Source organism: Guyparkeria sp. SB14A (assembly GCF_005096345.1).
Taxonomy (GTDB): Bacteria; Pseudomonadota; Gammaproteobacteria; order Halothiobacillales; family Halothiobacillaceae; genus Guyparkeria; species Guyparkeria hydrothermalis.
The window spans coordinates 92,132-110,490 of the sequence record NZ_SWAW01000002.1; the positions used below are offsets into that span (position 1 = coordinate 92,132).

An 18,359-nucleotide genomic window follows, 5' to 3' on the forward strand; every position below is an offset into this window, starting at 1 on the left:
CCGACGTGGTTCACAGAGGTATCTTGCGCAAGCGGGCGTCTGGCGGCCCGGCTCCTCTCGCTCGTTGGCGCGGTTTTCCTGCTGAGCGCCGTGCCCCTGTCGGCCCATGCCGCCGGCGAACCCGAGCTGCACGTGCTGATCGATGTTTCCGGCAGCATGAAGAAAACCGACCCGGAGAACCTGAGGGAACCGGCCCTGCGCCTGCTCGGCGACCTGGTCCCCGAGGAGAGCCGGGTACGCCTCGACCTGTTCGGCAACCGGATCACCTCGGTGCTACCGGCCTCCGAGGCCACGCCCGAGACCAAGCGGGCGATGCGACAGGCCGCCGCCCACGTCCGTTCCGACGAGCCGTTCACCGACATCCCGGCCGCCCTGGACGCCGCGAACGGTGACTGGGGCGAGAAGACGACGCGCAACGTCATCCTGCTCTCCGACGGTAAGGTCGACATCTCGCCCGACGAGGCGGTCAACGACCGGGCCACGACGCGCCTGCAGGAAGAAGTGATCCCGGCGCTGATCGATGCCGACGTCCAGGTGCATACCGTGGCCCTCTCCGAGGCCGCCGACCAGGCGATCCTCACCGAGATTGCCGAACGCACCGGCGGATTGGCGCTCAGCGCACGCAGCAACGAGGATCTGCAGCGCGTATTCCTCGCCCTGTTCGAGGCAACCGCCCCCCGCACCGGCGTCCCGCTGGTGGAAAACCGCTTCCGGGTCGATGACAGCATCAGCGAACTCACCCTGGTCGTGTTTCGGGCCGACGACGCCGATCCCACCCGCATCCAGATCCCCGACGGCGGAGAGATCGATTTCGAGACCGCCGGCGCCCTGGCCGACTGGCGTTGGGACGACAGCGCCGGGCGCGACCTGATTACCGTGCGCAACCCGCCGGCGGGCAGCTGGCGCATCCTCGCGGCCGAAGACCCCGACAACCGCGCACTGGTCATCACCGACCTCAAGCTCGCGATGCCGGGGCTGCCCAGCCGCGTGTTCCCGGGCGAGGCGGTCGATGGCAGCCTCGTTCTGACCAACCGCGGCGAGCCGATCGTCGAACCGCGCCTGACCAACGACATCGAGGCGCAAGTGACCGCGCACGACCCGCAAGATGCGGTGATCGAGACACTCGAGCTCAACGACATCGGCGCCGACCCGGACGTGATGGGCGGCGACAGCCGCTACGATTTCCGCCTGCGCCTGGACGGCGACACGGGTATCTACACCCTCGAGGGCCGGGCAAGCGGCCCCACCTTCGAACGCGTGATCCGAAAGAAGATCGCCCTGGCCCGCCTGTTGCCGTTCGAAGCGCGCGTGGTGCGCCCGCACCTCGCCGCGCGGGACGGCGATGCCGCCGAGGCCACGCACGAGCCGGCCGCCCAACTGATCATCGAACAGGACGTCGCCCTGCTCGACCCCCGTGCCTCTCGGCTCGTGGCGCGAATCGAATGCGCCACCGGCGAGCCGACCGGCATCGAGGCCCCGCTGGACGGCGCCAGCAACCGAGTCGAACTGCCGTCAACGGAAGCGAGCGATTGCCGGGTCGTGGGGGAAATCACGGGCACCACCGAGGACGGACGCGAGGTGAGCCTGCCGCTCGACGAGTCGATCCCCGCGCCCGTGTCACCGGCGTCGGAGCCGGCCAATGCCCCGGCCGAGGAAGCGTCCGACAACGAGGCGCCCCGGAACGACTCAGACGACAACCCGCTGATGGCCGCACTGCTCGGCCTGGGCGGGTTGGCCCTCCTGGCACTGCTCGGCTTTACCTGGCGTGCGCTTGCCCGACGCCGCCGTGGGCAACTGATCGAGGCCGCGCGGAACTGACCCGACGACCGACACGCACTCTCGCACCATCACGGAACACGACCCCATGCTCGATTATTTCCTGAGTTCAGACTGGGCCATCATCGCCACCGAGTTGCTGGCCGGCTTCATCGTGATCTCCCTGATCCTCGCCATCCTCGTCTGGCGCGGACAACGTCGCCACACGGGGGCGGCCGAGCGCCTGCTCGACGATCGCGACCCGATCATGCGGGCCTCCGAGGAGATGGTCGACCGGCAGATCCAACGCGTCTGGCCGGAACTCAAACTCGACGACGAGCAACGCGAGACCTACGCCGAACGCAGCCTCGATGCCATCGAGGGCATGGTCGAGCCGTGGCTCGAGCCCAAGCGCTACGAGCTGGCCGCGGTGGCCCGCCGCTTCCTCCAGGTCCGACAGGCCGACCTCGAACAGCTGCTCACCCTCGCGCGCGCCCAGGCCGAGCAAAGCGACGCGGACGAGTCGCGGATTGCCGAACTCGAGGGCGATATCAAGGAGTTGCGCGAACAACGGGACCGCCAGGCCAAACAGCTCAACGAGTCGCTGGAAACGGTCAACGTGATGGTGCGGGAGTACGGCCGCAAGTTCGACTACAACGAGGAGCCGCACGTCGCCACGGTGCTCAAGGCCATCGTCATGGTCCAGGAAATGGAGGCCGGCGCCGATTGCGAGACCGCCAAGCGCCGTGCCGACGACGTCTTCAGCGAGGACCTCGTCGCCACGAGTAGCGCCCCCGCCGAGGCCGAGAACGACCCGGCACCGGCACCCGCGTCGGATGCCGACGCCTCGACACCCGAAGACGAGGCGCAATCCCCGGCCCTGTCGCCGGAAGAGGAAATGGCCGCCGCGATGGAGGCCGAGGCCGCCGGCCAGCAACCGGACGACGCCACGGACGCCACCGCGCAAGAGCCAGCGCCGCAGGCAGCAGGGGAACCGACGTCCGCCGACGAGGCGCAAACCGAAGCGACACCCGCGGCCGAGGCGGCAGTCGGCGAGGCGACCGACGAAACGACGTCGCAAGCACCGACAAGTGACAGCGAGGCGGAGAACGCGACGACCGCTGCCGACGACACCGATGACATCGACCAACTGATTGAATCGGCGGCGCAGGCCAAGTCCGAGAACGACGCCATCGAGGCCGGCGGGCAGCAACCGACACCATCCGAGGACGCCGCCGAGCCGAAATCCGCCGGCACGGCCCCAACGGCGGATGACGCACAACCCGAATCGACAGGCGCGCCGGACGAGGCGAGCAACGACCAGGACACGAGTGCCGTCGCCGACGACTCGCAGGAGCAGTCGGAATCGGCCGAGCAAGCCGACGAACGCGATCTCGACGAGGTCGAGACACCCGCCGCGGAGCCGGAAGAGAACGAGAACGGCGTGATCGATCTCGACGACGTCGAGATCCCCAAGGAAGAGGAAAAAGGCAAGGACGACGACAAGGAGCAGGAGTTCGATCTGGACGACATCGATGCCCTGCTCGACGCCGAGATCGCGCGCAAGCACGGCAAGGACAGCTAGCCCCCGGCAACCCGACCGTGACATTGCGTCTGAAACGATAAAACCCCGAGGTCATACCTCGGGGTTTCGTTCATTCACGGTGCCCTCGCGGGCTGGAAAACCGACTTACAGCGACTTCTCGCAGAAGTACCAGTCGGTGCACTCGTACCCTTCGCTCAAGCGCTTTTCCGCTTCCTCGACGGTGCTCGGCGGCGGCACAATCACCTTGTCACCGGGCTTCCAGCCTTCGGGTGTGGCTACCCCGTGCTCGCTGGAGGTCTGGAGCGAATCGACCAGGCGCAGGATCTCGTCGATCGAACGGCCGTTGGTCTTGGGGTAATACAGCATCGCTCGCAGGTTGCCCTTCGGGTCGATGATGAAGGTCGCCCGCACCGCGGAGGTGTCGGACACGCCCGGGTGGACCATGCCGTAGGCGTTGGACACCTTCATCGAGATGTCCTCGATGATCGGGAACGGGATCGTCTGCCCGAACTTCTCCTTGATGTTCTGCACCCAGGCGAGGTGCGAGTGGATGCTGTCGATCGACAGGCCCAACAGGTCGCAATCGCGCTGCTGGAAGGCATCGAAGGCGCGGGCGAACGCGGTGAACTCGGTGGTGCAGACCGGCGTGAAATCGGCCGGGTGCGAGAACAGCACCAGCCAGCGACCCTCGTAGTCGGACAGCTGCTTGACGCCGTGGGTGGTGTTCGCCTTGAACTCCGGCGCACGCTCGTTGAGACGCGGCATGGCGAGGACGGGTTGTTGCTCGACGTGTTGTGCATCAGTCATGGCGGATTTCCTCCATTGTTGAAGACTGTTGGGATGCACCGGCCGGGGCGACCCGACCGACAAGAGCAACATTACTTATGCCTCATTCATTTTTCTAATGATTAATGCGTTGAGTTTTCATTGACCCTGTCTATTGCCGGGTTCACGCGCTCGGGCTCGATCGCCAACTCGATACCGGTGACCTCGCCCACCCGACGACGCACCGATTCGGCAAACGCGAGGAATTCGGCACCCGTCGCCCCGCCGTGGTGCTCGAGTACCAGGGCATGACGTGCCGATACCGCCACCGGACCCTCGCGGTGCCCCTTCATTCCGGCCGTCTCGATCAACCACCCCGCCGGAATCTTCACCCCATCGGCCACTGGAAAATGTGGCATCGCCGGCCAGCGACGGGCGAGCCGCCGAGCTTCCTGTTCGCTCACGATGGGATTGTGAAAGAAACTGCCGGCACTGCCCGGCCAGCCTTCACGCCAGTCCGGCAGCTTGGCGCGGCGGATCGCGGTAATGACCTCGGCATACTCGGCCGGTGAGATCGCCTCGCGCTCGCGCCCGGTCCTCCGGGACCACCGATCGACCGCCTCCTCGACACCCGGGTAGTCCACCGGCGGCCAGTCGGCGGGCGCCTGGGTCGAGAGGCGCAGACCCACGCGCAGGATCAACCAACGCCCGGCTTCACGCTTGAATCGGCTGCTGCGATAGGAAAAGTCGCAGGCGTCGGGATCGAACCGCCGTATTCGGCGTTCGCGTCGATCCCAGGCCTCCACCCAACGCGTGACGTCACTGATTTCGGTGCCGTACGCCCCGACGTTCTGCATCGGGGCGGCACCCACGGTGCCCGGGATCTCGGCCAGCGCCTCGATGCCGAACCAGCCGCGCGCGGTGGTCTCGCGCACCAACGCGTCCACCCCCTTCCCGGCCTCGACCGACAGATCAATCCGGCCATCGCCTGCGGCACTCGCCGTCCAGTCGTCGGCGGCAACACTCACGGCCTGGGCAATAATGGGGGTGGCGAAGACCACATTCGATCCGCCGGCGACGACCCGCGTGGCCGCATCGGCCAACCAGTCGGCCACGACCGGCGTTGCCAGCGTGGCCTCGGAGAGATCGTTAAGCCGCAGCAGGCGCTCGGCCGACGCCGGCAGCCGGAGGGTATTGGTCAAGGGAGAGGACTCGACCCACTCAAAGGCAGGCCGGCCGTTTCCCGAAGGAGCCGGACTCGTCACTTCTCGGACGCGGCCTCGATGCCCTGACGACCATCGCGCGCCTCGCCATCGGAGTCGGGCGGCGCGGCGCCCGGAGGTTCGGCCGAGGGATCGTCGGGCAGCTCGATCGGCGCCTCGCCGTGGGTGATCACCTGGATGATCGATTCCACCACGATCTCGGCCTGGTTCATCGGGGCGCGGTCGACGTTGATCAATTTCTGCCGCGACCGTCGCGTGGTGATAACCCCATCGTGCTTGGCCTCGCCGTCCCGGCAGACGCACACCCCCGGGATACCGAACGCGGCGGCGAGCCAACCGCAACGGTTATTGCCGACCAGCACGTAACGGCTTTGCGTCAGGCGACGCTGCCACTCGTCCAGATCCGCCGGCGGGTTGGCGGACACGTCATCGAGACTCACACCGGTTTCCGCCAGTCGGCGACGGATCGTGGTGAGGCCATGCTCGTCGAACGGCAGGCCACTCGGGTCGATCAGCAAGTCGGTGACCACGGGTTCGGCCTCGATCGAGAGGCCGTAGTCGGGGTTCAGGTCGTGCAGGGAGTATTCGAGCACCGCCGCGAGCAGCACCCGCACGGCCTGGACCCGGTGCAGGTCGTCGGGAACCGGGTATTGCGAATCGTAGGGCTGGCGGCGCGGCAACCGCCCTTTGGTCGGCCGGGCAATACCCACGGAGGTGCCCGGGAGGCGTTTGGCCATGGCGAGTGTCTCGGGGCGACCGAAGGGGTCGATCACGTACTCGAGCGCGTCGAGTTGCGGATGGTCTTTCAGCGCGTCCTTCCAGGCCCGGCCGGCGCGCCAACCTGCCGGCGTCCAGCGCGAGGCCAACAGGGAGGGGCCATCGAAGACCATCACCTCGTCGACATCCGGGTGACGCCGGTACCAGGGCGCGGCGGCGGGGCCGGTGATCACGCTGAATTTCAGCCCCGGCCGGGCACGGGCCGCGTCGGTCAGGGCGGGAAAGGTGGGGATGACCTCGTCCGGGAGGTCGGGGGCGACTATCGCGATACGCATGCGGTCGACGTCCTGAGAAAATCAATGCCGTTGCCTGCCGCTCTGGCTCGACCGGGGCGACCCGGGTCTTGCCCGACCCACCCGCGGCGGTGGCAGGCGATTGCCGGAGAGAGCGGAATCCAGGGCGAGCCTGCATGCTAAACTGCCGCGCCCTGAATAACCAATCATCAGCAAAGTCGCCCCCGGGACGTGGCGCCGTTCGCGGCGCCGACCGCCCGGCCAGTCACCACGTTCACGACACTCGGACCCGCATGGACAACCAACGCCGGATTCTCGTTACCTCCGCCCTGCCTTACGCCAACGGCCCGCTGCACCTCGGCCACGTGATCGAGACGATCCAGACCGATATCTGGGTGCGCGCCCAGAAGCTCGTCGGCAACGACTGCCGCTACGTCTGCGCCGACGATACCCACGGCACCCCCATCATGCTGCGCGCCAAGCAGGAAGGCATCACCCCGGAGGAACTGATCGCGAAGATGCATCGGCTCCACGAGGCGGACTTCCAGGGATTCGGCATCGGCTTCGACAACTTCGGCAGCACGCACACCGACGACAACCGCAAGATGGCGGAAGAGATCTTCGGCAAGCTGGATGCCGCCCGGCTGATCAGTCGCAAGACGATCAAGCAGGCCTTCGACGAGACCGAGCAGATGTTCCTGCCGGACCGTTTCATCAAGGGCACCTGCCCCAAGTGCGGCGCCGACGACCAGTACGGCGACAACTGCGAGGCCTGCGGGGCGACCTACTCGCCGACGGAGCTCAAGGACCCCAAGTCGGTGATTTCCGGGACCACGCCGGTCGAGCGCGACTCCGAGCACTACTTCTTCGACCTGCCCAAGATCGGCGATCGGCTCAAGGACTGGCTCGACAACGCCCAGGTGCAGCCCTCGATCAAGGCCAAGCTCAACGAATGGTTCGAGTCGGGGCTGCAGTCGTGGGACATCTCCCGGGACGCGCCCTACTTCGGCTTCGAGATCCCGGGCGCCCCGGGCAAGTTCTTCTATGTCTGGCTGGACGCGCCGATCGGCTACATCGGCTCGTTCATCGAGCTGGCCCGTCACGAGGGGCTCGACTTCGACGCGTTCTGGGGCAAGGATGCCGACACCGAGCTGGTGCACTTCATCGGCAAGGACATCGCCTACTTCCACACCCTGTTCTGGCCGGCGACCCTGATGGGCGCGGGCATGCGCACCCCGGACGCGATCCACGCCCACGGCTTTCTCACCCTGAACGGCGAGAAGATGAGCAAGTCGCGCGGCACCTTCATCAAGGCCAAGACCTACCTCGAGCACCTCGACCCCGAGGCGCTGCGCTACTACTTCGCCGCCAAGCTCGGCTCGGGTATCGACGACATCGACCTCAACCTCGAGGACTTCCGCTACCGGGTCAACGCGGACCTGGTCGGCAAGGTGGTCAACATCGCCAGCCGCTGCGCGGGATTCATCAAGAAGCACTTCGACGGGAAACTCGCCGCCGAGCTCGAGCGCCCGGAGCTGCATCGCGAGATGACCGATGCCGCCGCCAGCATCGCCGAGCGCTACGAGCGCCGCGAGTACTCGGCTGCCATGCGCGAGATCATGGCGCTGGCTGACCGCGCCAATCAATACATCGACGAGCGCAAGCCCTGGGTGCTGGCCAAGGACGAGGCCACCCGCGCCGAGGTACAGAACATCTGCACCGACGGGATCAACGCCTTCGCCGTGCTGATGACCTACCTCTCGCCGGTACTGCCCAAGCTTGCCGCCAAGGCCGCCGAGTTCCTCAATGTGGAGGCACTGACCTGGCAGGGTCTCAACCAGCCGTTGCTCGACCACCCGGTCAACAAGTTCAAGCCGATGATGCAGCGGATCGAGGAATCCTCGCTCGAGGCCCTGCTCGAGGCGGCCAAGCAGGACGCCGCCGACGAGGCCAAGACCAAGGCCGGTGACAACGCGCCGAAGACAACCGAGAAACGCGAGATCGAGCCGATCGCCGAGACCATCGACATCAAGCAGTTCGGCGCGGTCGACCTGCGCATCGCGAAGATCCTCGAGGCCGACCACGTCGAGGGCGCGGACAAGCTGCTGCGCCTGTCGCTCGACATCGGCGAGGAGAAGCCCCGGCAGGTATTCGCCGGCATCAAGGCCGCCTACGACCCGGCCACCCTGGTGGGCCGTCACACCGTGATGGTCGCCAACCTCGCCCCGCGCAAGATGAAGTTCGGTCTCTCGGAGGGTATGGTGCTGGCCGCTGGCTCGGGCGGCTCGGACCTGCACATCCTGTCGCCCGACGAGGGGGCCACGCCGGGCACGCGGGTGAAGTGATGGGCGTATCGGGGTAACGGACTGGTGACGTCGGCCCCGACTTGTGTATAATGCGTCTCGCGGGATGGAGCAGTCCGGTAGCTCGTCGGGCTCATAACCCGAAGGTCGCAGGTTCGAATCCTGCTCCCGCAACCAGTTTCAAGAAAGCCCCGGGGCCTCCCCTCGGGGCTTTTTTCATGCTCGGTGTATTACCTCAGATTCGTGCGGGGTTTCCCTTGGGAAGGTCTGCATGAATGGCATACCGCTCTGCACGCCTTGAGTCGGGCAGATGCAAGGCGCTCGTCCGCCGCGGAAGGGTGATTCCCGCATCCAAGGACGACAACGCAGCAGATGTCCGGCGCAAGGTGCGCCCAGCGGGGCTTGCCGAGTCGCCCGTGCTCCGCGTTGCGCTGTCTTGACGTGGCCACCGGCACGCCGGTGACACCGCGCCTGGATCACGAACGACTCGCCAAGCCAGAGTGGTATGACATTCGTGCAGACCTTCCCTTGACAGCATCGCGGGTCCGCGTACAATGCGCGCCATACCAGACGCGGGATGGAGCAGTCCGGTAGCTCGTCGGGCTCATAACCCGAAGGTCGCAGGTTCGAATCCTGCTCCCGCAACCAGATCAGAAAAGCCCCGAGGCCTCGCCTCGGGGCTTTTTGTTTGTGCCGTCGTTCACGCCGTACGCGGACGCCGTCGCTGGGCAATCCCGAGCACGCTCGCCGTCAACGCGGGCAGGAAGGTCAGGGTCACAATAGTCGCACCCAGCAGACCGAACATCACGATCGCGCCGACCCCGCGATACAGCTCGGTGCCCTCGCCCGGGATCAGCACCAGCGGGGAAAGGCCGCTGATGGTGGTGAGCGTGGTCATCACGATCGGGCGCAGGCGCACCGCCACCGCCTCCATGACCGCCTCGACCGCGTCACGTCCCTCGGCGAAGCTCCGCCGCGCCTGCTCGACCAGGAGGATGGGGTTGTTGACTACCGTGCCCATCAGGATCAGGAAGCCGAGCATGGTGATCATGTCGAACGGCTGACTGATCGCCTTCAAGCCGACCAGCGGCAGCAGGCCGCCCACCAGGTTCATCAGCGCGAGCCCCGCAATGCCCCCGGCGATACCCAGCGGAATGGCGGTCATGATCAGCAACGGATAGCGCCAGTGGGTGAAGATCGCCACCAGCAGCAGGTAGATGATCGCCAACGCAATGACGAAGTTGCCGGAGAGCGCCTCCCGGGTGGCGTTTAGCTGGTCCGACGCGCCGGAAATCGACAGGCTCACCCCGGCCGGGATCTCGCCCGAGGCACGCATCTCGCCGACCAGTTGCTCGCGCACCCGCTCGACACCGGCCTCGAGTGCGACGGATTCCGGCGGGATGATGTCGAGCGTCACCATCCGCTTGCCATCGACGCGACGAACGATGCTGGTGTCGACGCGCGTGTCGATGCGCGCCACCGACGAGAGCGGGAGGCTCGCGCCCTGCGGGCTTTTCAGCAGGATCTCGTCCAGTCGAGCCAGGCGAGGGTCGCTACCCCCCGAGCCGTAGAGATAGATGTCGATCTTGTCGTCGTCGAGGAAGAAGTCGTCGACGTAGGCCCCTTCGGTGAGCGCCGAGACGGAAAAGCCGATCGCCTCCATGCTCAATCCCAGTTCCGCGGCCCGGTCCCAGTCCGGACGGATCTCGACCAGGGGCTGGGCAAGTTCCAGTGTCGAGGGACGGGTCTGGATGCGCGGGTCGTCGAAGATGGTCTCGGCACGCTCGTAGGCGCGATTGGCCACCGCGTAGATATCGGCGAGGCCCGGGCCGGCGATGTCCAGCGAGATGCTGCGCGTGCCGCCATCGTTGCTCGAGATGATCGAGCCCTTGGCGGCAAACGCCCGCATGCCGGGGTATTGCTCGTAGAAACGGGTAATCTCGTCCATCAGCGGTTCGATGTGATCGGGATCGATCGTCTCCGAGATCACCCGGATTTGGGTCGGCTGCACCTGCATGACCAGGTTGCGGACCGGCGGCACCGGCGTCCCACCACGCTCGAACGCGCCCGGGTCGGCATCGACCGCCGGGAGCAGGTGCGCCTCGACCTCCTCGGCGATGCGCGCCATCTCGTCGAGGTTGTAGCCCGGCGGCGCGTTCATCACCGCGAAGGTCTTGGGCTCTTCGCCCTCCGGCAGGTATTCCGCTGGCGGGGTGAGAAACCCCACGATCGACACGCTGCCCGCCAATACGACGGCCATGGTCAACCCGCGACGCGCCCGTGACCCGATCATTGCCTCCACGCCGGCCTCGACCGCGCGCGCCCAACCGGGCGTCCGGATGCCTTCCCGCCCCGAGCGCCCGAAATCGAGGTGCGCGCTCAGGGTGGGGATCAGCATCACCGCCACCAGCATGGAGGCGACGATGGCCGAGGCGATCGCGATGGCGACATCCGAATACAACTGCCCCGCCTCCTCCTGGATGAACAGGATCGGCAGGAACACGAGCACCGTGGTCGCCGTGGAGGCCAGCACCGCCGGCCAGACCTCGCGCACGCCCTCGACCGCCGATTCCAGCCGTGCCATGCCGCGCCGCCGCAAGCGCTCGATGTTCTCCAGCACCACGATGCTGTTGTCGACGGTCATGCCGATGGCGAAGGCGACACCCGCAAGCGAGATGACATTGATGGTGCGCCCCGTGACCAGGAGCCCCAGGAACGCCGCGATCGCGCAGAGCGGGATCCCGATCACGCCGACCAGGGTGGCCCGGGGTGAGCGCAGGAACAGGAACATGACCAGGGTGGCAAACGCCGCGCCTAGGCCGAGGTTGGTCCAGACGTTCTTGATCGAGGCCTGCACGTAACGGGCGTCGTCGGTGTTGAGCTCGAGCACCATGCCGGCCGGCTCGAGCACCTCGTCGTTGATCCGTTCGACCTCTTCGATCATCGCGTACTTGATATCGATGACGTTCGAACCGCTCTCGCGGCGCACCTGCAGGCCGATCACCTTCTGGCCGTTGGTGAACGCCAGCGCCCGCTGGCGCGAACCGCCCTGCTCCACCTTGGCGACATCACCCAGGCGGATCACGGCATCGCCCCGACGGGCGATCACCAGCCGTTCAAGTTCCTCGGCACTGGCGAAACGACCCACCGTGCGCAACAGGTAACGTCGCTTGCCCGCATCCACCTCCCCGCCGGAGATGTCCTGGTTGCGCGCGCGGATGGCATCGCGCAAATCAAGCAGGGTCAACCCGCGCCGGGCGAGCTGACGCTCGTCGACGTGGATCTGCATCTGCCGCTCTGCCCCGCCACGCATGGTGACCTCCGACACCCCCGGCACGCTCTCCATGCGCGGGCGCACCTCGTCGTCGATGAAGTCGCGCATCAGTTCGATGTCGAGCCCGTGCGGGTTGTCGGGCAAGGTCGACACCCGGAAGTACATGAAGGCGTTCGAGGAGAACGACGTGGCCGCGATCCTCGGCTCGTCGACGTTGCGCGGGTAATCCGGCACCTGGCTCAGGGCATTGTTGACCTCGATCAGTGCCTCGGTGATGTCGGTGCCGAACGGGAATTCCAGTTCGATCTCGGCGGAGTCGCTGGTGGCCGTGGCGTTGAGCTCCGCCAGGCCCGGGATGTTGCGCAGGTAGCGTTCCTGCTCGATCAGGATGTCCTTCTCAATGTCCTGAGGCGTTGCGCCGGGCCAGCGCGTCTCGACCGTGATGGTGCGCACATCGAGATCCGGGATCATCTGCACCGGGATACGCAGTGCCGCCACGGCACCCAGTATCGCGATGATCAGGGTGATGACCGTAACCAGCGTGCCGTGCCGGACCACCGCGGCAAACATCAACGCGACTCCTCGTTCTCAAGCGGGCCGACTCGGACTTCCATCCCGCGTTCCAGCGCCTCGTTGCCACGCACAATCACCCGGTCGCCCGCCTCGATCCCGGCGGTGATTACCACGCGATCATCGAACCCGTCGGCAAGCTCGATCTGGCGCTCGGTCACGGTCTGGCCCTCGCCCTCGTCGAGCACCCACACCGTGGTCCGGCCATCCGGATAGCGCTGCACGGCATCGCGCGCAACGGTCAGGCCGTCGCGACCGGTGGCCAGGCGCAACCGTCCCTCGACCGCCATGCCGGGTAATACCGAGACATCGCCACTGGGCTCGCCACGAACCAGGAAGGTGCGGGACGTGGCATCGGCCACCGGCACCACCGTGGCGATGCCGGCGGCCTGCCAGTCCATCCCGGTACCGTCGAGGCGGAAGCGAAGCTCCGCCTGCTCGCCCACCAGCGGGAAGTAGCGTTGCGGCACCGGGAAATCCAGGCGCAGGGTGTCGCGGTCGACCAGGTGGATCAGCGCCTCGCCGGGCACCACCCACTCGCCGCGTTCGGCAAGCCGTTCGGTGACCACGCCATCGAACGGCGCGACTAGCCGATGTCGATCGAGACGGGCCTGGCCTCGTTCGAGGGTTGCCGAGACGGCCGCCAGACGTGCCTCGGCTTGCTCGACGGCACTCGCGCGTGCCTGCACCTCGGTCTCGGCGATATTGCGCCCGGCGCCCACCGAACGGGCCTCGTCCAGCCGACGCACCGCCTCGCGGCGCGCGGCGAGTGCCTGGCGTCGCTCGGCCTCCAGGCTTGCCACGGCCAGTCGCTCAAGCTCGCTGTCCAGTTCGAACAACGGCGTACCGGCGGTCACGCGATCACCGGTCTCCACCAGCACGGCCGCGACGAGGCCGGCGATCTCCACCGACAGCGCCGCGGTACGCAGGCTGCGCACCGTCCCGTCGAGCTCGACCACCTCGATGATTTCGGTGGGCGCGGCCGACTCGGTCACCACGCGCGGCGGTTCGGCGGCGTCGACCGCGGTGACCACCAGTGGCAGCGACAGGAAGACGGCCGCGAGGAGGGTTCGGGGGACGAGCGAAACGCGTTGGCTGGGATTCATTGGGATACCGGTCATGGGCCTGATCGTTGGCGCCGCCACGCCATCGGGGCGTGGGGATTCACGCAAACGTATTCAGCGTAGTTCCACGACCGCCCCGCTGCCACACGCTAATCGGGGATCGAGGCAAAAATGCTAATCTGCGCGGTCATCCGTTGCCTTATCACGTCGAGAGATACACATGTCCAACCCCTTGCTGGATACCCCCGACCTGCCGGCCTTCGACCGTATTGCCCCGGACCATGTCGAGCCGGCCATCGAGCAGATCCTCAGCGAAAACCGGGCCGCCATCGACGCGCGCCTCGCCGAGGGTGCGCCGTTCACCTGGGATAACTTCGTCGCCCCCATGGAGGCGCTGGAGGACCGGCTGGACCGCGCCTGGTCGCCGGTGAGCCACCTGAACGCCGTGGTCAACACGCCGGAACTGCGGTCCGCCTACGAGGCCTGCCTGCCCAAACTCTCCGACTACTCGACCGATCTTGGCCAGAACGAGGCCCTGTTCGCGGCCTACCGCGCGGTGAGCGAGCGCGAGGATTTCACGTCGCTTTCGGTGGCCCAGCGCCGCGTGGTGGAAAACGCCATCCGTGCCTTCCGCCTGGCCGGGGTCGACCTCGAGGCCGACGACAAGGCACGGTTCAAGGCATTGAAGAGTGAGCTGTCGCAGCTGACCACGCGGTTTGCCAACAACCTGCTGGATGCCACCAATGCCTGGTCGCTGGACATCGAGGACGAATCCCGTCTCGCCGGCCTGCCGGAATCGGCACGCGCCCTGTTCCGCCAGGCGGCCGAAAACGCCGACCGTCCGGGCTGGCGTATCAATCTCGAGATGCCCAGCTTCATCGCGGTGATGACCCACGCGGAAGACCGCACCCTGCGCGAGACGCTCTACGAGGCATTCGTCACGCGCGCCTCCGAGGTCGGCCCGCACGCCGGGGAATGGGACAACGGCCCGATCATGGACCGCATCCTCGAGATCCGTCACGAACTGGCGCATCTACTCGGGTTCGACAACTACGCGCAACGGTCGCTGGCCACCAAGATGGCGAGCGACCCGGCCGAGGTGCTCGCCTTCCTGCGCGAGCTTGCCGACCAGGCCGTGCCCAAGGCCCGGCGCGAGTTGGCCGACTTGCAGGCCTTCGCCCGCGATTCCGGCGGCCCGCAGACCCTGCAGCCCTGGGATATCGCCTTCTACGGCGAGAAGCTCCGCGAGGCTCGGTTCGCGATTTCCCAGGAGCAGCTCAAGCCCTACTTCCCGGCCGACCGGGTAGTCGAGGGCCTGTTCACGGTGGTGGGTCGCCTGTTCGGCATCCGCGTGCGCGAACGCGAGGACGTCCCCACCTGGCATGAGGACGTGCGGTTTTTCGAGGTCGAGGACCGCGACGGCAACCGGCGTGGCCGCTTCTACCTGGATCTGTACGCGCGGGCCAACAAGCGTGGCGGGGCGTGGATGGCCGGTGCCATCCAGCGCCGACGACTGCCCGACGGCAGCATCCAGCAACCGGCCGCCTTTCTCACCTGCAATTTCACCCCGCCGGTGGGCGGCAAGCCTTCCCTGCTCACCCACGACGAGGTCACCACGCTGTTTCACGAGTTCGGGCACGGCCTGCATCACCTACTCACCCAGGTGGATGCCGCCGGGGTGGCCGGGATCAGCGGGGTCGCCTGGGATGCCGTGGAACTGCCCAGCCAGTTCCTGGAGAACTGGTGCTGGGAGCGCGAGGCGCTCGACCTGTTCGCTCGTCACGTCGACACGAGCGAGCCGCTGCCGGCCGATCTGTTCGAGCGGATGCGCGCCGCGCGCCAGTTCCAGGCCGGCATGCAGATGGTCCGGCAACTCGAGTTCTCGCTGTTCGACCTGCTCCTGCATCAGGACTTCGACCCGGCCACCGGCGCGCGCATCCAGGAAACGTTGGACGAGGTACGTGACTCGGTCGCGGTGATCCAGCCGCCGGCCTACAACCGCTTCCAGCATGGCTTCGCGCACATCTTCGCCGGTGGCTATGCCGCGGGCTACTACAGCTACAAGTGGGCCGAGGTCCTCTCGGCGGACGCCTGGTCGCGTTTCGAGGAAGACGGCGTGTTCAACGAGCGTGCCGGTTCGGACTTCCTGGTCCACATACTCGAGCGCGGTGGCAGCGAGGACCCGCTGGCCCTGTTCAAGGCCTTTCGCGGGCGTGAGCCGAGCATCGAGCCGCTGCTGCGTCAGCACGGCATTGCGACGAGCGAGGAGACCTCGGCATGATCACCGATACCCCGCCCTCGCATCGGCCGGGCGCGCTCACCTGGCTGTTGGGCGCCGCGGCGGTGTTCATCCTGCTCGCGGGGTTGAAGACGGTCAGCCATATCGTCACACCGTTCCTGCTGGCCGCCTTTCTCGCCATCATCAGCGCCCCGCCGATGGCCTGGATGCAGCGTCGCGGCGTGCCCGGCCTGGTCTCGATCCTGTTCCTCTTCTCGCTGGTGGGCCTGGCCTTCTTCCTGCTCTTTCTCGCCCTGCAGGGCGCCGCCGAAAGCCTGGCGACGCAGGCCCCGGCCTACCAGGCGAAGCTGGCAGGATGGCTGGAACAGATCCGCACGATGCTTGCCGAGCGTGGCGCGCCGCCGGAACTGCTCCCGGCGCAGATTCCGTTGCCGGCCACGAGCACGATCACGGGCACGGCCACCGGCATCGCGACCGGATTGGGCCAGTTCACCGCGAGCACCCTGCTGGTGCTGCTGGCGTTCATGTTCCTGTTGCTCGAGGAGCGCACGCTTGCCGACAAGCTCGCCGCCGCCTTCCCTGGTCGTCGCCGGGCACGGGTACGGACCCGGCGATTCCTGCGCTCGGTCTACCGTTATCTGCTTATCAAGACCGGGGCGAGCGTGGTCACCGGTGTGCTGGTGGGCGTGGGACTCTCCTGGCTGGGCATCGATTTCGCCATCCTCTGGGGCATCCTCGCGGGCCTGCTCAACTTCATCCCCACCATCGGCTCGTTCATCGCCGCGGTACCGGCCTTGCTGGTCACCGTGGTCAGCGGCTCCTCGCTGGACCTGCTGCTGGTCGGTGCCCTGTACCTGGTGGTCAACATCAGCATCGGCAGCATCCTGGAACCGCGCCTGCTGGGCCGGACACTGGGCCTCTCGCCAGTGATCGTGCTGATCTCGCTGCTGGTCTGGGGCTGGGTGTTCGGACCGATCGGGATGCTGCTTGCCGTGCCACTGACCATGATCGCGAAGCTCGCCCTGGATTCGAGCCCGCAGACGCGCTGGGCCGGCATCCTGTTGAGCGACCGGGTGCGCCGCCAACCGGTCACGACGTCGACGGCCGATGAGTGACGCCGATCATCCCCAGAGCTCAGGGGTGATGGGTGCCGGGACGGACGACACCCCGGCCAGCGGAGTGTCTCGCTCGGTCACCTCTAGCCAGACCGGCCCGCACGACGACCTCGAACGCCAACTGCGTCGCCATGCGCAGGCGCCCTTCGCCAAGCCGATCGCCGACTACAACCGCGACGCCTTCGACCAGGTGACCGAGCGGATGGCCGCCGTCGATCGCCCCCTGATCCTCGACTCGGGCTGCGGCACCGGCGACAGCAGTCGCCTGCTCGCCCGCCGCTACCCCGGCCACTGGGTAATCGGCGTCGACCGCTCGGCCGATCGCCTGTCGCGCCAGCGGGCCGACACGCCACCAAACTGCCTGCTGGTGCGTGCCGACCTGGTCGACTTCTGGCGGCTGGCCCGGCAAGCCGGCTGGACACCGGAACGCCACTACCTGCTCTACCCCAACCCGGAACCCAAACCGCGCCACTTGAAGCGGCGTTTCCATGCCCATCCGGTGTTTCCCAGCGTCGTCGCCCTGGGCGGCCGATTCGAGTCACGCAGCAACTGGCGGGTGTACGTCCAGGAGCTCGCGCTGGCCCTCGAGTTCCATGGCCGTACCGCCCGTATCGAACCGGTCGAGGATGACGAGCCGCCCATGACGCCGTTCGAGCGCAAATACCGGGCGAGTGGGCAGCCGTTGTGGCGATTGATCAGCGACGGGTAATCGCCTCGGTTTTGACAACGGCACGTTGGATAAATGGGCCATCCAATCCCGATTAATCCGCGGTGTTTTTCCCGAGCCCTACCATTTATTAGCCGATTAATAATAAAGGCACGACAACCGAGTTCGCCATTGGAGTTGACAAGGCAGCTACCCTGTCCTGAGACCGCGGATTCAGAAGCCGAGCCAATCCCCGCGTCAATCGCCGGGATTCGCACAGCAAATCGGCTGTGCCTATACTCGGGCGAGTCTTTCGGGCGTCGGGGCGAAAATCCAACGCATTAACCGGCATCCGGCGCCCAAACCGTGTCGTTCATGAATCGGGAGACAAACCGCTTTCATGCCATTCCAGGAGGAGCCGAACGCATGTATCAAACGATAATGGTCCCGGTGGATCTCGCGCACCTCGATGCGCTGGAGAAACCGTTGACGGTGGCAGCCGACATGGCACGTCACTACAACGCCCAACTCTGCTACGTGGGTGTCACCACCTCCCAGCCCAGCTCGGTAGCCAGAACCCCCGAGGAATACGAGCAGAAGCTCAAGGCCTTCGCCCGGGAGCACGCGCCGGACAACGGCCATGCCCCGACGGCTCGGGTCTACAACAGTCACGACCCGGTGACCGACCTGGACGACATCCTGCTCAAGGCTATCGACGACGTCGGCGCCGATCTGGTGGTGATGGGCACGCACCTCCCCCACCACATCGACGCGATCATGCCGGCCAACGGCAGCAAGGTCGCCGCGCACTCGAACGTCTCGGTCTTCCTCGTTCGACCCTGAATGCCC

At 66.7% G+C, this 18,359-nt stretch carries 12 protein-coding genes and 2 tRNA genes; 9 read left to right on the forward strand and 5 right to left on the reverse strand.

The genetic code is table 11. The features are described from left to right. Positions 1-90: 90 nt before the first annotated feature. Both FAZ79_RS01520 and FAZ79_RS01525 read left to right on the forward strand, forming a co-directional pair. A complete protein-coding gene (locus FAZ79_RS01520) occupies positions 91-1,818 on the forward strand; it encodes a VWA domain-containing protein (protein WP_136866149.1) in 1,728 nt (575 codons plus the stop codon). 46 nt (positions 1,819-1,864) lie between these two features. Further along, positions 1,865-3,340 (forward strand): hypothetical protein, encoded by a 1,476-nt coding sequence (locus tag FAZ79_RS01525; RefSeq protein ID WP_136866150.1) that lies wholly within the window; start codon positions 1,865-1,867, stop codon positions 3,338-3,340. Between the two features lie 105 nt (positions 3,341-3,445). Here the strand turns inward: FAZ79_RS01525 and FAZ79_RS01530 are convergent, their stop codons facing one another. From FAZ79_RS01530 to FAZ79_RS11420, 3 genes are all read right to left on the reverse strand, one after another. Then, positions 3,446-4,108 (reverse strand): peroxiredoxin, encoded by a 663-nt coding sequence (locus FAZ79_RS01530; protein WP_136866151.1) that lies wholly within the window; start codon positions 4,106-4,108, stop codon positions 3,446-3,448. A 101-nt stretch (positions 4,109-4,209) separates the two neighbouring features. After that, a complete protein-coding gene (locus FAZ79_RS01535; protein ID WP_169303518.1) occupies positions 4,210-5,268 on the reverse strand; it encodes a UDP-N-acetylmuramate dehydrogenase in 1,059 nt (352 codons plus the stop codon). A gap of 59 nt (positions 5,269-5,327) precedes the next feature. Then, the gene (locus tag FAZ79_RS11420) at positions 5,328-6,341 is read right to left on the reverse strand and encodes a hypothetical protein (protein WP_169303519.1); all 1,014 of its coding nucleotides are present in this window, start codon (positions 6,339-6,341) and stop codon (positions 5,328-5,330) included. 251 nt (positions 6,342-6,592) lie between these two features. On the opposite strand from FAZ79_RS11420, the gene metG reads away from it, so the two are divergent. The 3 genes from metG to FAZ79_RS01550 all read left to right on the forward strand — a co-directional run bounded on the left by metG (position 6,593) and on the right by FAZ79_RS01550 (position 9,250). Next, positions 6,593-8,644 (forward strand): methionine--tRNA ligase, encoded by a 2,052-nt coding sequence (gene metG / locus FAZ79_RS01540; RefSeq protein WP_136866153.1) that lies wholly within the window; start codon positions 6,593-6,595, stop codon positions 8,642-8,644. A gap of 58 nt (positions 8,645-8,702) precedes the next feature. After that, a tRNA-Met gene (locus tag FAZ79_RS01545) sits at positions 8,703-8,779 on the forward strand. Positions 8,780-9,173: 394 nt separating this feature from the next. Beyond that, positions 9,174-9,250, forward strand: a tRNA-Met gene (locus tag FAZ79_RS01550). A 52-nt stretch (positions 9,251-9,302) separates the two neighbouring features. Here the strand turns inward: FAZ79_RS01550 and FAZ79_RS01555 are convergent. Next, positions 9,303-12,446 (reverse strand): efflux RND transporter permease subunit, encoded by a 3,144-nt coding sequence (locus FAZ79_RS01555; RefSeq protein ID WP_136866154.1) that lies wholly within the window; start codon positions 12,444-12,446, stop codon positions 9,303-9,305. Beyond that, the gene (locus tag FAZ79_RS01560) at positions 12,446-13,567 is read right to left on the reverse strand and encodes an efflux RND transporter periplasmic adaptor subunit (protein WP_136866155.1); all 1,122 of its coding nucleotides are present in this window, start codon (positions 13,565-13,567) and stop codon (positions 12,446-12,448) included. Before FAZ79_RS01560 ends, FAZ79_RS01555 begins: the two co-directional genes overlap by 1 nt. A 163-nt stretch (positions 13,568-13,730) precedes the next feature. Between FAZ79_RS01560 and prlC the strand changes: the two genes are divergently transcribed. From prlC to FAZ79_RS01580, 4 genes are all read left to right on the forward strand, one after another. Continuing rightward, the gene (prlC, locus tag FAZ79_RS01565) at positions 13,731-15,791 is read left to right on the forward strand and encodes an oligopeptidase A (protein ID WP_136866156.1); all 2,061 of its coding nucleotides are present in this window, start codon (positions 13,731-13,733) and stop codon (positions 15,789-15,791) included. After that, positions 15,788-16,864: an AI-2E family transporter gene (locus tag FAZ79_RS01570; RefSeq protein ID WP_136866157.1), complete on the forward strand. Its 1,077-nt coding sequence runs from the start codon at positions 15,788-15,790 to the stop codon at positions 16,862-16,864. Before prlC ends, FAZ79_RS01570 begins: the two co-directional genes overlap by 4 nt. Continuing rightward, positions 16,857-17,573 (forward strand): methyltransferase domain-containing protein, encoded by a 717-nt coding sequence (locus tag FAZ79_RS01575; RefSeq protein WP_247709461.1) that lies wholly within the window; start codon positions 16,857-16,859, stop codon positions 17,571-17,573. The genes FAZ79_RS01570 and FAZ79_RS01575 overlap by 8 nt, the downstream gene beginning before the upstream one ends. A gap of 363 nt (positions 17,574-17,936) precedes the next feature. Further along, positions 17,937-18,353, forward strand: a complete 417-nt coding sequence (locus FAZ79_RS01580) for a universal stress protein (protein WP_136866158.1) — start codon at positions 17,937-17,939, stop codon at positions 18,351-18,353. Positions 18,354-18,359: the final 6 nt, after the last annotated feature.

Excerpts from the sequence above, each read along its gene's own strand:
- FAZ79_RS01530 (WP_136866151.1), bottom strand. The coding sequence starts at position 4,108 with ATGACTGATGCACAACACGTCGAGCAACAACCCGTCCTCGCCATGCCG.
- FAZ79_RS01555 (WP_136866154.1), bottom strand. The coding sequence starts at position 12,446 with ATGTTTGCCGCGGTGGTCCGGCACGGCACGCTGGTTACGGTCATCACC.
- prlC (WP_136866156.1), top strand. The coding sequence starts at position 13,731 with ATGTCCAACCCCTTGCTGGATACCCCCGACCTGCCGGCCTTCGACCGT.
- FAZ79_RS01575 (WP_247709461.1), top strand. The coding sequence starts at position 16,857 with ATGAGTGACGCCGATCATCCCCAGAGCTCAGGGGTGATGGGTGCCGGG.
- FAZ79_RS01525 (WP_136866150.1), top strand. The coding sequence starts at position 1,865 with ATGCTCGATTATTTCCTGAGTTCAGACTGGGCCATCATCGCCACCGAG.
- metG (WP_136866153.1), top strand. The coding sequence starts at position 6,593 with ATGGACAACCAACGCCGGATTCTCGTTACCTCCGCCCTGCCTTACGCC.
- FAZ79_RS11420 (WP_169303519.1), bottom strand. The coding sequence starts at position 6,341 with ATGCGTATCGCGATAGTCGCCCCCGACCTCCCGGACGAGGTCATCCCC.
- FAZ79_RS01580 (WP_136866158.1), top strand. The coding sequence starts at position 17,937 with ATGTATCAAACGATAATGGTCCCGGTGGATCTCGCGCACCTCGATGCG.
- FAZ79_RS01560 (WP_136866155.1), bottom strand. The coding sequence starts at position 13,567 with ATGACCGGTATCCCAATGAATCCCAGCCAACGCGTTTCGCTCGTCCCC.
- FAZ79_RS01570 (WP_136866157.1), top strand. The coding sequence starts at position 15,788 with ATGATCACCGATACCCCGCCCTCGCATCGGCCGGGCGCGCTCACCTGG.